General features: G+C 57.6%; 14 protein-coding genes. All 14 read right to left on the bottom strand.

The features are described 5' to 3' along the window. Positions 1-509 (bottom strand): type VI secretion system tip protein VgrG (gene vgrG, locus D882_RS0110835; RefSeq protein WP_027923254.1); only part of this gene is annotated, 509 nt, incomplete at its 3' end. A gap of 412 nt (positions 510-921) precedes the next feature. Then, positions 922-2,106: a hypothetical protein gene (locus D882_RS0110830; RefSeq protein WP_027923253.1), complete on the bottom strand. Its 1,185-nt coding sequence runs from the start codon at positions 2,104-2,106 to the stop codon at positions 922-924. Positions 2,107-2,334: 228 nt separating this feature from the next. Beyond that, positions 2,335-3,273 (bottom strand): carbohydrate kinase, encoded by a 939-nt coding sequence (locus tag D882_RS0110825; RefSeq protein WP_027923252.1) that lies wholly within the window; start codon positions 3,271-3,273, stop codon positions 2,335-2,337. A 13-nt stretch (positions 3,274-3,286) separates the two neighbouring features. Beyond that, entirely contained in the window at positions 3,287-4,783 is a 1,497-nt protein-coding gene (gene xylB / locus D882_RS0110820) for a xylulokinase (RefSeq protein ID WP_027923251.1), read from the bottom strand. A gap of 60 nt (positions 4,784-4,843) precedes the next feature. After that, positions 4,844-6,316, bottom strand: coding sequence for a mannitol dehydrogenase family protein (locus D882_RS0110815; RefSeq protein WP_027923250.1), 1,473 nt, complete (start codon positions 6,314-6,316; stop codon positions 4,844-4,846). 15 nt (positions 6,317-6,331) lie between these two features. Continuing rightward, positions 6,332-7,435, bottom strand: a complete 1,104-nt coding sequence (locus D882_RS0110810) for an ABC transporter ATP-binding protein (RefSeq protein WP_027923249.1) — start codon at positions 7,433-7,435, stop codon at positions 6,332-6,334. A gap of 33 nt (positions 7,436-7,468) precedes the next feature. After that, the gene (locus D882_RS0110805; protein WP_027923248.1) at positions 7,469-8,299 is read right to left on the bottom strand and encodes a carbohydrate ABC transporter permease; all 831 of its coding nucleotides are present in this window, start codon (positions 8,297-8,299) and stop codon (positions 7,469-7,471) included. Positions 8,300-8,309: 10 nt separating this feature from the next. Beyond that, positions 8,310-9,209, bottom strand: coding sequence for a carbohydrate ABC transporter permease (locus tag D882_RS0110800; RefSeq protein WP_228758773.1), 900 nt, complete (start codon positions 9,207-9,209; stop codon positions 8,310-8,312). A gap of 206 nt (positions 9,210-9,415) precedes the next feature. Further along, positions 9,416-10,726: a sugar ABC transporter substrate-binding protein gene (locus tag D882_RS0110795; RefSeq protein WP_027923246.1), complete on the bottom strand. Its 1,311-nt coding sequence runs from the start codon at positions 10,724-10,726 to the stop codon at positions 9,416-9,418. Positions 10,727-10,937: 211 nt separating this feature from the next. Then, complete coding sequence (locus tag D882_RS0110790) at positions 10,938-11,843, bottom strand: AraC family transcriptional regulator (protein WP_027923245.1); 906 nt, start codon at positions 11,841-11,843, stop codon at positions 10,938-10,940. 79 nt (positions 11,844-11,922) lie between these two features. Beyond that, a complete protein-coding gene (locus D882_RS0110785; RefSeq protein WP_027923244.1) occupies positions 11,923-12,804 on the bottom strand; it encodes a phospholipase in 882 nt (293 codons plus the stop codon). 125 nt (positions 12,805-12,929) lie between these two features. Then, positions 12,930-13,796 carry a phospholipase gene (locus D882_RS0110780; RefSeq protein ID WP_027923243.1) on the bottom strand — a complete coding sequence of 289 codons (867 nt, stop codon included), beginning with the start codon at positions 13,794-13,796 and terminating at the stop codon, positions 12,930-12,932. Positions 13,797-13,940: 144 nt separating this feature from the next. After that, complete coding sequence (locus tag D882_RS0110775) at positions 13,941-15,236, bottom strand: glycosyltransferase (protein ID WP_027923242.1); 1,296 nt, start codon at positions 15,234-15,236, stop codon at positions 13,941-13,943. Between the two features lie 62 nt (positions 15,237-15,298). Then, positions 15,299-15,658, bottom strand: coding sequence for a response regulator (locus D882_RS0110770; protein ID WP_027923241.1), 360 nt, complete (start codon positions 15,656-15,658; stop codon positions 15,299-15,301). Positions 15,659-15,809 lie beyond the last annotated feature (151 nt).

Genomic DNA, 15,809 nt, shown 5'->3' with positions numbered 1-15,809 from the left:
AAGTGGAAGTGAATGCCTTCTTCTTCGCACAGGCGCTGGATGAAATGCAGGTCGGATTCGTCGTACTGCACGCAGTAGTCGCGGTCCGGGTAAACCGCACCGAGCTGAAAACTGTAGGCGTCCGCGAGGATGCCGCGCGCTTCCAGGACCTGCGCGATGATCTTCGGCACGCTTAACTGCTGGAAGATTTGCTGGTCGTGGTTGTGGCGCAGGTACGCCAATTGCGGGCACAGGCTGATGCTGTAGCGGGTCAGTTTTTTACCCGAGTCGCCTTGCTCGATTCGATAGACCAGGCCGTGGATGAGGCCTTTGCCGGTTGCGCCGAAGGTCAGGCAACCTGGTTTGTGCAGAATGTCTTCGAGTTTCAGGTCGGGGCGGGCGCTGACCAGCTCGATGTCGAAACAGAACGGCTGGTTGAGGGCTTCACGGCCGACGAAACTGAGGACTTGCAGGTCGGCGGAAACACCTTCCAGCGTGAGGGAAATATGGGTTGCGTTAGCGTCCAGCATGCCTTGAATTCCGTCCTTTGGATAAGCTGGGGCGGATGGTGCAGGATTAAACGGCCTCGTTCAAGGCGCAAATGGCGTACGTGCGGATGCCTTGTGCTATCAGGAAAACCCTTAGGCACAAGGTATGGGTCAATGAATGCGGGGCATATTTCGTCATCTGTTCCTGAACACGACAGCGTCACGCAATTGCGGCGACCGGGAATCGACAGTCATTTTCAGACTTTCGGGGTGGTGACCCTGAGATTGGCGGTGTGTGTTACACCGCCATCGCGAGCCGGCTCGCGATGAGGGCCTTACATTCAGCGCAATTCCAACTGCCCGCCTGGAACGTATCACCTGAGCCTACGGTGTCGGCGCCCTAAGTATTTGTATTGCGCGAAGGTTTCAACATGGGCCTCTTCGCGACGTCGTCTCAGGGCAGGACTTCAGCCATGAACGCTCCATTCGGAGAAATGGCAGTGAATGGACTGGGTTCACCCCCTCCCACCATAGTGAACTCCGGCGGCTCCGACCCCACGATATTGCCAACCACTTTGCGTCCATCGTTTTCTTTTTTCAGCAGCAGGACATTATTATCGCTGACCCGTTTGACCCGACCGTAAGTCTGACCTTTTGGCGCAGTGACAATGTTGATGGCAATGTCTTGAGGGTGCCAAAAGCCGGGGTTTGGAGTGCCGTCCAAAGTGTGGTAGTCGAGGGCAATGTTCCCGCTGCTATTAACGGCCACACCAACAACGCTTGACATAAAATTATGCAAGTCTAGGACTTTGGGCTCGGAATTTTCCCCATCCCAGTAGGTTGCCATGGGCTTGTTGTTCGATGAAACACAACTCCCTACATATCGGTTTGCATTATTGACCGCTCGAATCTCGCAAGACGAGTAATTCGCCGGGACGTTTACATTGACGGCGATGAAGCCAGAAATATCTCTGTAGGCAATTTTCGCAACGCCTTTCCCCGCCTCATCACGGCAGTTGAGCGCGACACGAGGCGCGTCAGGTGCCATCTGATCGTTGATCGCAACCGCTTGGCAGTTATCCCTGGGGGTTGACACCGTCATCGGGGTTTTAGCGTCTACTGAGGTCCACATCGTTGCAGTGGCACGACCATTTTTGTCGATGCTTTGCCCCACAACAAACCCACTGTTGTTGTAGGCAACTGCTTTTGTACTGACATCGTCCGGGTTTCTCTGGTCCTGAAAAATGCTGCGAAGTGGCTCCAGTTTAGTGGCGACGGTATAGGGCGGTTTCCAGATTGTCCCGAATTCCAGGCCGTTGGTTTCTTTACAGTTGCCTGAGACAGTTCCGTCGATACCAATTCCCAGAACTCTACAATCCTGCCCTTGCACAAGGCTTGGGAGGACGATCGAACCGGTAATGTTATCTGAGCTCCAGACGATCACCGCTCCGTTGGATGCCGTGCAGTTACCCACCGCACGTTTATAGTTGTTGATGTCGATCACTTCGCACGAGGAAAACTCTTTGGCCATGCGAATTTGCAGATTAGTAGTGGCCATCGTGTCCGTTCCGTACGCCAAAGCAAATGCGGCCAGTATCGCGTTCAGCGACGTTAGATTTTTAATGATCTTCCGTTTCATTTTCTGCTCCATCTTGTTAGCGTGTGGGCTCGAACCAGACTGTTGTTCAGGTCCGTAACAGCAACACTGCAAGAAGAGTTAATATCAAAAAATGAAGCTCGACTACTGTCAGATCTAACAGTGGACGGCCACTGTTAGAGTGTATGTACTGGCCGGTTGAGATCGTTGTTTTCTGGTCGTGAAGGACTCGCCCCCGGCAGTTTCCGTTTATGGCGGAGGGACGATTTATCAGATGAGTTGCTGCCGATACGGCAAATCCGGCCCGGTCTTGCTACACGTCAACGCCGCCGCCGTCACCGCGAACTTCAACATCCCGTCAATCTGTTCACGGCCGAGCGATTGCACACCTTCCACCGAATCCAGCTGTTGCTCGGTCAACCACGTAATCAACGCCGCCTGGAACGTATCGCCAGCCCCCACCGTGTCGGCAATCTTCACCGAACTGGCCGGCACCGACCACGAACCATGAGCCCGGCTAAACACCGTCGCGCCTTCGCCACCCCGGGTCAGGAACACCAACTGACAGCGATGCTGCAGCCAGCCTTCAATCACGCGCTGTGGGTCCTGCTCGGGATACAACAGGCTCAAATCCTCATCGCTGACTTTGATCAGGTCCGCGTATTCGACCAGCGTCGCGATCCGCGAACGCCACAGGTCAATGTTCGGTTCAGGATTGAGCCGTACGTTCGGGTCGAGGCTGATCAGGCGTTTACCGCTTTCACGCTGAACCAGCGCCAGCAACGTGTCGGCTATCGGTTGCACCACCAACGAGAACGAACCGATGTGCAAGCCGCGCACTTCAGTCCCCAGTTCCGGCAGGTGTTCCGGTTTCAACTGACGGTCCGCGCAGCCTTCACCGCGAAAGCTGTAATGCGGCGAGCCGTTGGCGCCCACCGCAACCATCGCCAATGTCGTGGGTGCGGCGAAGTCCACGAGGAAGTCCGGGCGCACGCCTTCGTTCAATAGCACTTGCTGCAAGCGCCGGCCGAGGTAGTCGGTGGACAGTCCGGCAAACAGCGCCGAGTCCACACCCAAACGGCGCAAACCGACGGCGACATTGAACGGCGAGCCACCGGCAATCGCCTTGAAATTCACTTTTGAAGCCAGGCCGCTGGCGTCGTCTTCACTGAAGAAATCGAACAGCGCTTCGCCACACACCAGATACATAATTGTTCACTCTTTAAAGGGTTGCGACATGCTGTTGATAGCGTTCGTAGGCCTGCTGACAGGCCGCCACATGCTTTGCAATCGGCAAGGTTTCGCTGGCCAGGTCGAGTTTGACGCAGCGCTCGCACAGGTCCGCCAGACTGTCTTCCTGCCCGTTCGCCCAGGACCTGCACCACGCTGCTTGAATCGCCGCGCCGAGGGCGGCGGCTTCGCTTTGTTCGGTGCAGATTACGGGCGTATCCATGATGTCGGCGACGATCTGTCGCCACACCGGGCTCTTCGAGCCGCCGCCGATCAGGCAGATGCTGCGGCTTTGTAAGCCATTCTGGCGCAGCAGGTCCAGCCCATAACGCAAACCGAAGGTCGTGCCTTCCACCACCGCGCGGCACAGGTTGGCCGGCGTCAGGTTGGTCATCGTCAGCCCCAGCAGGCTGCCGGTAGCATGGGGCAGGGCGGGGACGCGTTCGCCGTTGAGGAACGGCAGCATGCTCACGCCTTCGGCACCGATGGGGGCTTGCGCGACTAAATCGTTGAACTGCTGGATATCCAGGTCGAACAACTCGCGAATAACACCCGTCGCGTTGGTCAGGTTCATCGTGCAGATCAGCGGCAGCCAGCCACCGCTGGAGGAACAAAAGGTCGCCACCGAGGCGTCCGTGCTGACTTTCGGTTGATCGGCATAGGCGTAAACGGTGCCTGACGAACCGAGGCTCATGGTGATCGCGCCGGGCTTGATGTTGCCGGTGCCGATCGCGCCCATCATGTTGTCGCCGCCGCCGCTTGAAACCAGCGCATGCGGGTTGATGCCCAAGCGTTCGGCGATGCTCGGCAGGACCGTGCCGACGGCTTGATGGGCGTCGATCAACTCCGGCAGGGCGGCTTGCAGGCGTCCGCTGGGGTCGATGTCGCGCAGCAGCTGCAAGTCCCACTGGCGGCTGCGCACGTTGAAATACCCGGTGCCGGAGGCGTCGCCATACTCGCTGCAGCTACGGCCGGTGAGCCAGTAATTCAGGTAGTCGTGGGGCAGCAGGATGCGGGTGATTCGGGAAAAAATCTCGGGATGCTGCTCTTTGGTCCAGAGCAGTTTTGACACGGTGTAGCCGGGTGCGATGACGACGCCGAGGCGCTCGAGTGAACCCTTTTCACCGCCGAGGTGCTCCAGCAGGCGGTCGTTTTCGGCTGTGGTTTCGGTGTCGCACCAGAGTTTGGCGGGGCGCAGGACCTGGCCCTGATCGTCGAGCAGGACCAGTCCGTGTTGCTGGCCTGAGACGCCGATGCCGAGGAGGTGTTGACCGTCGACGTTGGCGGCGAGCAGGGCGTTTCGGGTGGCGAGGGTGAAAGCTTCCAGCCACTGATCTGTGTCCTGCTCACGGCGGCCGTTGGCGCCGCTGATCAGGGTGTGGGCGGCGGCGCCCTGGCCCAGCACTTGGCCGCTGACTGCGTCGAGGACAATGGCTTTGGTGCCTTGGGTGCCGCAGTCGATGCCCAGGAAAAGGTGTTGGTTTGCCATGTCAGGTCCTTGGAGTGTCAGGTCGATCTCGCGATGACGGTAGTCCATTCACCGCAGTACTTAAGCCAGCACCCGCTCCAACGTCCGCGTCACCCCCACCTCCCGCAAGCTGTTACAGCACCACTCAAACGCCGCCACAAACTCGGCCGAATGCGGAATCGCGGTGCCAAAAATCTCCTCGACCGCCAGCAACCGCTGGGTAATCAACACATCATCCGCCACCAGCCCCTGAAAAAAAGCCGCCCGTGGGTCCGGAATCGAATAGGTATCACCGTTTTCATCCACCCCCTTCAAATACAGCGCCCACGCCGCCACCACCAGCGCCGCACGCTTGGTCTCTCGACCGTCGGCAATCAAGCGGTTGATCGTCGGCACCGTGAATTTGGGAAATTTCGACGAGCCGTCCGAACACACTCGCTCCAGTTGATCGGCAATCGCATGATTGGAGAAGCGTTCAACCAAGGTGTTTTTGTAGTCTGTCAGGTCAATCCCCGGCACCGGCGACAGTTGTGGCGTGACGTCCAGGTCCATGTAAGCCCGCATGTAGCGCACAAACAGCGGGTCGTTCATGGTTTCGTGAACGAAGCGATATCCCTTCAAGAACCCGAGATACGTCAGCGCCAGATGACTGCCATTGAGCAGTTTGATCTTCATCTCTTCATAAGGCGTGACGTCGTCCGTGAACTGCACGCCGACCTTTTCCCAGGCCGGGCGACCGTTGACGAATTTGTCTTCCAGCACCCATTGCACAAACGGTTCGCAGACCACGGGCCAGGCATCGTCAACCGCGTGTTTGTCAGCCAGTTGCAGGCGATGTTCGGTGCTGGTCATCGGCGTGATGCGGTCGACCATGGCGTTGGGGAAACTCACGTTGCGGTCGATCCACTCGCACAGATCGGCATCGCGCAACGCGGCGAAGGCCAGTAGCGCTTTGCGGGTCACCGCGCCGTTGTGCGGCAGGTTATCGCAGGACATCAGCGTGAACGCCGGGGTGCCGGCAGCGCGCCGTTTGGCCAGGGCGGCGCAGAGGAAACCGAACACGGTTTTCGGCGCATCCGGGTGCGTCAGGTCGTGCTGGATTTGCGGCAAGTGCGCCATGAACTCGCCGTTGCTGTCATCGATGCAGTAACCGCCCTCGGTGATAGTCAGCGAGACGATGCGGATCTCGGGGCCGGCGAGTTTTTCGATCAGTGCGGTCGCGCCGTCTTCGGCCAGCAGCATGTCGCGAATCGCACCGATCACCCGGACTTCGGTGTCATCGGTATCGCCGAGTTCGAACAGGGTGAACAGGTAATCCTGCTCTTTGAGATCGTCCCGGGCGCGCCGGTCTTCGGCGCGCAGGCCGACCCCGCAAATCGCCCAGTCCAGGCCTTCGCCAGTGTTCATCAGCGCGTCGGTGTAATACGCCTGATGGGCGCGGTGAAAACCACCGACGCCAATGTGCGCGATGCCTTGGCGCGTATCGCTCAGGGCGTAGGCGGGCAGGACCACCTCGGGTTTGAGATGGTGGAGATTCTGTTTATTGAGTTTCATCACATAGTCTCGATATCAGGCCGCAGCGCGCAACGGACGGGTCAACGCCACGCCGTCGGCATCGAATAAATGGCAGTGTTCGGCGTCCAGGTGCAGGCTCAGCGACTCGCCGTAACGGCTGGCGAGGTCGCCGCGAACACGCATGGTCAGGGCCTCGCCGGAGGAAGTCACGACGTGGCAGAACGTGTCGCTGCCCAAACGCTCGCTGACGTCGGCGGTGACTTGCAGCGTGCAGTCGCCGGGTTGTGCCAGTTCCAGGTGTTCCGGACGAATGCCCAGGGTCACTGCGCCACCGACGCTCAAGTTGGCGCCGGTCAACGGCAGGGTGATGCGAGCACCGGCGTCGAGCAGCACTTCACAGCTTTGGCTGTCGATGCGGGTGACGTTGCCCTTGAGGAAACCCATTTTCGGCGTGCCCAGAAAGCCCGCGACAAACAGGTTGGCCGGTTGGTGATACAGGTCCAGCGGCGAGCCGACCTGTTCGATTTTGCCGCTGTTGAGCACCACCACCTTGTCGGCCATGGTCATGGCTTCGACCTGATCGTGGGTCACGTAGATCATCGTCGCTTGCAGTTCTTTGTGCAGTCGCAGCAGTTCCAGGCGCATCTGCACCCGCAGGGCGGCGTCGAGGTTGGACAGCGGTTCGTCAAACAGGAAGATTTTCGGGTTGCGCACAATCGCCCGGCCGATGGCCACGCGCTGACGCTGGCCGCCAGACAGCTGTTTCGGTTTGCGTTCCAGCATTGGACCGAGTTCGAGGATGCGCGCAGCTTCGCCGACTTTCTTCTCGACTTCCGCTTTCGGCACGCCGGCCAGATCGAGGGCAAACGACATGTTCTTTTTCACGGTCATGTGCGGGTACAGGGCGTAGGTCTGGAACACCATCGCCAGGTCGCGCTTGGCCGGGCTGACTTCGGTGATGTCGCGGCCGTCGAGCTCGATGGTGCCGCCGCTGACTTCTTCCAGGCCGGCGATCAGGCGCAGCAGGGTCGATTTGCCGCAACCCGACGGGCCGACGAACACCACGAATTCCTTGTCGTTCACTTCCAGGTCGATGCCTTTGATGATGGAAAAGCCTTCGAAGCCTTTTTGCAGATTCTTGATTTTCAGGTTGGCCATGGTGGCGCTCCTTTTGTGCTTATTCTTTGAGGGCTATTTCACGGCACCGAACGACAGGCCGCGGACCAATTGTTTCTGGCTGATCCAGCCGAAGATCAGGATCGGCGCGCAAGCCAGGGTCGACACCGCCGACAACTTGGCCCAGAACAAGCCTTCAGGGCTTGAGTAAGAGGCAATCAACGCGGTCAGCGGCGCGGCTTTGGATGAGGTCAGGTTCAAGGACCAGAACGCCTCGTTCCAGCACAGGATCAGCGACAGCAAAACGGTTGAAGCCAGGCCGCCCTTGGCAATCGGCAGCAGCACCCGGACCATCTCCTGCCACAGCGTGGCGCCGTCGAGGCGCGCGGCTTCGAGGATGTCTTTGGGGATGTCTTTGAAGTAGGTGTAAATCATCCAGACCACAATCGGCAGGTTGATCAGCGTGTAGATCACGATCAGCGCGATGCGCGTGTCGAGCAGGCCGAAGGTCTTGGCCAGCAGGTAAATCGGCATCAGCACGCCCACCGGTGGCAGCATTTTGGTCGAGAGCATCCACAGCAGCGTGCCCTTGGTGCGCTGGGTTTCGTAGAACGCCATCGAGTAGGCCGCCGGCACGGCGATCAACAGGCACAATGCCGTGGCACTGAAGGAAATCACCACCGAGTTCCAGGCGAAGCTGAAGTAGTCGCTGCGTTCATTGATGTGCAGGTAGTTCTCCAGCGTCGGCGTGAAGATGAACTGCGGTGGCGTGGCGAACGCGTCGATTTCGGTTTTGAAACTGGTCAGCACCATCCAGAAGATCGGGAAGAAAATCACGATGGCGATGGCCCAGGCCAGCGTGCCGAGCAGCAGGCTTTGCAGGCGGCGGGATTGTTGAAGGGTCATGGCGCAGGCCTCAGGCTTTGTCTGTCAGGTTTTTGCCGATCATGCGCACCAGCACGATGGCCGCGATGTTGGCAATCACCACCGCGATCAAGCCGCCGGCGGATGCCATGCCGACATCGAACTGCACCAGCGCCTGGTTGTAGATCAGGTAGGCGAGGTTGGTCGAGGCGTAGCCGGGGCCGCCGTTGGTGGTGGTGAAGATTTCGGCGAACACCGAGAGCAGGAAGATGGTTTCGATCATCACCACCACCGCAATTGGCCGCGCCAGGTGCGGCAAGGTCAGGTGCCAGAAGATGGCGACAGGCCCGGCGCCGTCGAGGCGTGCGGCTTCCTTCTGTTCCTGGTCGAGGGACTGCATGGCGGTCATCAGGATCAGGATCGCGAAGGGCAGCCATTGCCAGGACACAATGATGATGATCGACAGCAGCGGGTAGTGCGCCAGCCAGTCCACCGGTTGCGCGCCGAACAGTTTCCAGACGTAGGCGAGAATCCCCGACACCGGATGGAAAATCAGGTTCTTCCAGATCAGCGCACCGACGGTGGGCATGATGAAGAACGGCGAAATCAGCATGACCCGCACGATGCCGCGGCCCATGAACTCACTGGCTTCAAGCAGTGCACTGATCAGCACACCGAACACCACGCTGATCAGCAACACGCTGCCCACCAGCAACAAGGTGTTGGTGGCGCCGGGCAGGAAGCCGGAATCCGTCAGGAAGTAAGTGAAGTTCTCCAGCCCGACGAACTCGTTTTCACCCGGATTGAGCAGGTTGTAGCGAATCGTCGAGAAGTAGACGGTCATGCCCAGCGGCACGATCATCCACAGCAGCAACAGGGCGACCGAAGGACTGACCAGAAACCAGCCGGGATTGGCCAACCGGCTTTTACGCACCGGTTGGGGTATGTCCATGTGAGCGTTGGCAGTTGAAATATTCATGGCATTAAACCAATTAGGAACAGACATACGAAGATCGACATGTGGGAGCGGGCTTGTGTGGCGAGGGAGCTTGCTCCCGCTGGGTCGCGAAGCGGCCCCAATAGCTTTGCGACTGCTGCGCAGCCGAGCGGGAGCAAGCTCCCTCGCCACAAAAGCCCACTCTGGATCGGTTGCGAGAGTTACTTGGGATAACCGGCGCGCTTCATCTCGCGTTCGGTGGTTTGCTGGGCCGCAGCCAAGGCTTGATCGACCGTGGTTTGCCCAATCAGCGCCGCCGAGAACGACTTGCCCACCTGGGTGCCAATGCCCTGGAACTCAGGAATGGTCACCAACTGAATACCGATATACGGCACGGGCTTGAGCGTCGGCTTGCTTGGGTCCGCTGCCTTGAGCGATTCCAGCGTGACCTTGGCGAACGGCGCGGCATTCATGTAGGCCTCGCTGTAGGTGGAGGCGCGAGTGCCGGGCGGCACGTTGGCGATGCCGTCTTTCTCCGCGACCAGCGCGCCGTATTCCTTGGAGGTGGCCCAGGCACTGAACGTTTTGGCGGCGTCCTTGGCCTTGGAGCTGGTCGGAATCGCCAGCGCCCAGGAATAGAGCCACGCCGAACCCTTGTCGGTGGTTTCGTGCGGGGCGTAGGTGAAGCCAACGTGGTCGGCCACCTTGCTTTGGGTTTTGTCAGTGACGAACGAGCCGGCAACGCTGGCATCGACCCAGATTGCGCATTTGCCGCTGTTGAACAGTGCGAGGTTTTCGTTGAATCCGTTGCTGGAAGCGCCCGGCGGACCGGATTGCTTCATGGTCTCGACGTAGAAGTTCAGGGCGTTTTTCCACTCTGGACCGGTGAATTCCGGCTGCCATTTCTCATCGAACCAACGTGCGCCATAGGCGTTGGCGACGGTGGTGATCAGCGCCATGTTCTCGCCCCAGCCGGCCTTGCCACGCAGGCAGATGCCGTACTGTTCTTTATCCTTGTGCGTGAGTTTGCTGGCGAATTCGCCGATCTGGGTCCAGGTCGGGCGCTCGGGCATGGTCAGCCCGGCCTCCTTGAACAGGTCGGTGCGGTAATAGGTGATCGAGCTTTCGGCGTAGAACGGCAGGGCGTACAGGGAGCCCTTGACAGAAAGGCCCTCACGCACCGACGGGAAGACGTCGTCCAGGGCATAAGACGCCGGTAAGTCCTTCATCGGCTCCAGCCAACCCTTGGCACCCCACAGTGCGGCTTCGTACATGCCGATGGTCAACACATCGAACTGTCCGCCCTGAGTGGCGATGTCAGTGGTCAGGCGTTGGCGCAGGACGTTTTCTTCCAGTACCACCCAGTTGAGCTTGATGTCCGGGTGCTCGGCCTCGAAGGTTTTCGAGAGCTTTTGCATGCGGATCATGTCGCTGTTGTTGACGGTGGCGATGGTCAGCGTTTGAGCGCCGAGGCTGATGCTGCTGAGGGTCATGCAGGTGAGGGCAAGCAGAGCTTTTACAGAAGGTTGCATCGTGCACTCCTTTTCTGCGACCCAAGGGTTACAGAAGGACAGTTATTGTTTTTGTGTCTTCCTGCGGCAGGAAGAATGTGCGCTGATTACAGCCCTCAATTGAAGATGAGACAAATCATCCATCGCACTTGGATCGATACTATTTTGCACTCGGGTTAGAGAAAGGCAGGATTTAACGCGCTGCACTCTGTAGCAGCTGCCGGACAAGGTGTCAGTGCTGATTTTGCTCAGTAAGGCGCTGCACTGCCAGCCGCCGGTAGTGCGATGGTGTCATGCCCTTGAGTTGCTGAAAGCGCCGGTTGAAGTTGGAAATATTGTTGAAACCCGACTCGAAGCACACGTCGGTCACCGGTTTGTCGCCATCGGCCAGCAACTCACAGGACTTGCTGATGCGCAGACGATTGACGAATTCGATGAAGCAGCGCCCGGTGGCTTGCTTGAAGACGCGACTGAAGTAAGTCGGCTTCATGCCCAAATGCTCGGCGACTTCTTCGAGCGACAGCTCCCGGGCGTAGTGGGCGAAGATGTAATCCACGGCTCGGTTGGTGCGATCGATATTATGCTCATCAGCCAATTGCGGCGTCGTTGCCCCTGACAGCAATTGAAAATCGTCGGAGGCCGCCAGCAGCTCCAGCAGAATGAAAAAGTGTCCGAGGCGGGTCACGCCTTGGGTGTCGGCGATCCGTTGCATCAGTGTCATGGCCTGGCGGATGGTGCGCTTGCATCGGAACTCGATGCCGTACTGCGCGCGCTCCAGCAGTGGCGCCAAGGTCTTGAGTTCGGCGAACACCTGATGGCCGCTTTCGAACAACTCGTCAGTGAAGTTGACCAGCATGTCGCGCTTGGGCACCACTTCGTCTTCCTCGACCTGGCTGATCCAGTTGTGCGGCAGGTTGGGGCCTGTAAGGAACAATGTCTCCGGATAGAAGTTGCCGATGTAGTCGCCGATGAACACTTTGCCGGAGCTGGCGACGATCAGGTGCAGTTCGTATTCCTTATGAAAATGCCAGCGCACCAAAGGGCAGGGGAACCCGTGCTGGCGGTAAATGATGGACAACCCGTTATGGTCATCCATCAGTTCATAGGAGGGGTCTGTCACGCGGGCTGTTCGGGTCATGTCAGGACGCTTTTCTTGTTATCGCTACCGGATCATGCCCCTTTTGGCACCTGCGATGCCAGCCTGCAATGACGATCACTTATGCCGGCTCATGCAATCGGTGCCCGTATACCGCCTTCATGCTGGTGGCACTCCAGCAATAGCGGACGATGTCCGCTTCATCAAAGAAGTCGGTGCTGATAATGCTGCACCGCGTGACCCAATCGCGAGAGCTGTGGAACCAATCGTTGATTTGATTTTTTAAGTGTTGCGGGCCACCCAGCAGCGAATAGCAGGTTGCTGGCAACGACCAGAGGAAGGTCTCGTAAGGGGCTCCCGCGAGGGTGGTCTCGATGTGTGATTTTAGATCGATGGCATCGGTGAATGCGTTGCCGTTCCACTTATGAGGAATCTGCGGCCAGAAATATTCATTGTCCAGTCCGGGTTTCGCGCGCGCCGCCAAGACGATGCGGCGCCGCGAACTGGCACGTTTGAGTTGTTCCACGGTGCTGAATGCATCCGAATAGGGAATCAAGCGCGAACCCAGGCGGCGCATCAGCAAGTCATTGAATTGCCGGTAGTCGAAAATCTTTGGCCCATCTTCCAACTGATGGAAATCGAGGACGATGAATTCGTCCGGGTTTTGAGTCAGGAATGTCGCTACCGCTTCGATCAGCTCATCAAGAATGCGGTGGGACTGAAAGCCGTTGTGATGAAAATAATAGACCGGCACTTCCGGGCCGGCGGTACAGCCGAGCCGGATATCGAATGCCCGTGCGCCGTTGGCCAGTTGCCAGGCAAATGAATCGTTCTGGCACGTCGTCCAATTGCCGACCACGACCTCGTAGTTGGGGGCCTTTTTGTCCATCCCGGCGTTGTGCGTGCCGGGCCAGACAATATCGGTCAACTTCAAATGGCCGATGTCCAGTACGTTGCTCATCCATTTTTGTGTGTCGAGTGCGGTTGCAGTGTTATAGGTCATGACGTTTCCTTGTCGGTGATTTGCCCCATCCGTGGGGGAGACTCATGACCCAGCGTAGAAGTGCCTGCCAGCATTGCCAGTCACAGAAACACTTGCACAAAAATAGCGATTTAGTGGCGCGGCAACTAAGCATTGCGCCAGCCGGCTTTTTTCAGGTTGACGGTTTTGCAATAAGAAACCAGTTGGGATTCTTCAATGAAGTCGACATTGATAATGTTGCACTTCTCGGCCCAATTACTGGTCTTTGGATCAAACCAGGAATCAAGTTTTTCGTGTATATCTACCGGGCCGCCGAGCGCGCTGTAGCTGGTGGCGGAAAGCGACCAGGGTGCCCACGTTCCTGGCGGGTTTTTCAACACGTCAGCAATGTGTTTCTCCAACTCCTTGGCGTTGGTGATGCCACTGCCGGACCATTGGTGTTCGATTTGCCGGATAAACAAATTTTCATCAAGTGCGGGATGCCATGGGGCTGCGACCAACACCCTTTGTAGGGGGCTGATTTTTTTGAGTTGATGCAGACTCAGGGATTGGTTTTTTCTGGGGATCAGGCAATGGCCGAGAAATAGCTTGATCATATTATTGAAGTAAGCGTAATCAAACGGGTCCCCCTTCAAATCATGGAAGTCCAGAATGATGAACTCATCGGGGTTCTCCCGAAGAAAGTGTTGCACATCGGTGACAAGGTTCCCCAAGGTACGGTTATTGCGGTAGCCATTGTGGTGAATGCGAAATTTCCCTGGATCGGGTGCACCCGCGTCGTACATCAGACGAATGTCGAGTGCTCGAGCCCCATGGTTCAGTTGCGCGGAAAAGGATTGATGCTGGCAGGCCAGCCAGTGAGCACCCGGAATAAATGGCCAGGACGCTTTCCAGTCGCTGCCAGCGTTGTGAGTGCCCGGCAGTGTTAATTCAGTGAGCGACAATGTATCAATTGCCGGATGGGCGGACATCCAGTTGTTGAGCGCGTCATTATTTTGAACAGCGTAATTCATGGGGTGCATCCCTGCATTGAAAGATTAAATAAAAAGACTGTGCCGAACGTGACTGAAAGTTTGCACGTTCGGCTTGGTATTAAGAAGGGGGATGCCGGGCGGGGTCAATAATACGGCTGATGCAAAATGTTTATTGTTAAAGTGTTATAGCGGAGTTCTGTTTTTTGCTTCAATCCATTGGGCCATATACTGCGTACTTTTATGGTGGTGGTGACGCAACATGCTGCCTGTAAAGTTATCACTTCTAAGTTGCGACAGATGTTGCTGGCAGTACAACAATTTATCGATCAATGCTGGACCATGTACAGACGGTTGATAGCGATCGGCCAACAACGTCCGCCCCAGGGATTGGGCTTCTATCCAAAGTGTCTCATCCTTGTACAGTCGAACCGCGCTATCGGCGAACGCCTGAGCTGTCTGGGTCACTGCGCCGGGCCAGAGATGTTCGCCCTGCATCGCTTCGGCGCCGATGGGCGTTGTGACCGTAGGCGTGCCACACAACATCGCGTCGACGATCTTGCCTTTGATACCTGCACCGAAACGCAGCGGTGCCAGACACACCCGTGCCGCCGACATGACTTGCAAGGCATCTTCAGCCCAGTTCATTACATGAAAGCCCTGCGCCGGGTTGTGCAGGGCCGTGGCCTTGGGCGGTGTGTAAGCGCCGTAGATATGCAACTGCGCCTTGGGCAATTGTTCGCGGATCAATGGCCAGATGGCCGTTTTCATCCAGAGCACCGCATCCCAGTTCGGCGCATGGCGAAAGTTACCGATACTCAAAAAATGTGCCCGGTCTGCAAACGGCAACGGTGGCGCACTGGGCGGATCGACCATCAGGGGGCACCAGTGCAACAGGTTGCGCGGCAACTTGAATTGCTCGACCAGCAACTCGATTTCCACCTCGGAAATCATCAGGTTCACGTCGCAACGATACAGCGCGGCAATTTCGCGTTTGGCCAGGTCCGTATCCGCCATCAACTCGAACTCTTCGCGCAATGCCGGGGCAAACAACTCGCTGAAGTCGTTGGCGTCATCACGGTCTTTCAATCGGTCTTTGAGTCGTTGATGCCGGGCATGACGCAGACTTTGCAAATCCGACGTCTCAAGCACACGCAACGCGTCGGGGCAGTGCTTTTCAACGCGCCAGCCAAACTGTTCTTCCATCATGAACTGATCGAACAGCACGATATCCGGCGCCAGCTCGGTGATGAACGCGTCAAAGCTGCTGTTGTTCAACTCGATGGCGACTTCACGAATACCCAGCGCCGTCAGGTCCGCCCGGTGTTCACCGGTGCCGGCCGGGCTGCTGAAAGTGATGTCCCAGCCTTGCTGCAAGAACGTATCGAGGAGTTGCATGACATGCCCGCTGGCCGCTGAAGAGCGGGGCTCGGGCCAAACGTAACCAATAACCAGAACTTTGGTTGCGCGGGGCTGACTCATTAACGGGTATTCCTTGGTGCGGGTAATAGGGAGGGGCAGTACTGAGAAGCAGAACTGAGAAGTCAGGCGAGCATGGACTTGACCTTGTCCCGCAACTGATCAATCGAGAACGGTTTGCCGATCACCTGCATGCCGTCAGGCACCTCAATGCTTTCGGCATAGCCGCTGGCAAACAGGATGGGTAACTCAGGGCGCAGCATTCGCGCCTGGGTGGCCAATTCTCGGCCGTCCATCACGGGCAGGCCGACGTCGGTCATCATCAGGTTGATGACCTTTTTATTATCCTCGAGAAACTTCAGCGCCTGTTCGCTGCCATCCGCTTCAAGGACGTTGAACTCCAGCTCCTCCAGCACGTCAACGATCAGCATGCGCACAATGGCATCGTCTTCGACTACTAAAATGATGGAGGCGTCGGTGGACATAATGGTTACTCGCAAAGATTGAATTCAGGGGGGGCGGTCGATTGAAATCACCGGGCTCTTGCATGAGTAAGTGGCGGATCCCGACAAGTTCCCAGCGTTGTGCAAAAAAGAACAGCTGTACAAGATGGCAAGGATAACCGCTCCCTTCGCG

Source organism: Pseudomonas sp. URMO17WK12:I12, from assembly GCF_000514395.1.
Lineage (GTDB): Bacteria > Pseudomonadota > Gammaproteobacteria > Pseudomonadales > Pseudomonadaceae > Aquipseudomonas > Aquipseudomonas mucoides.
Note: the sequence above shows the minus strand (reverse complement) of the source record. Positions and strands in the feature narration are given on the sequence as shown.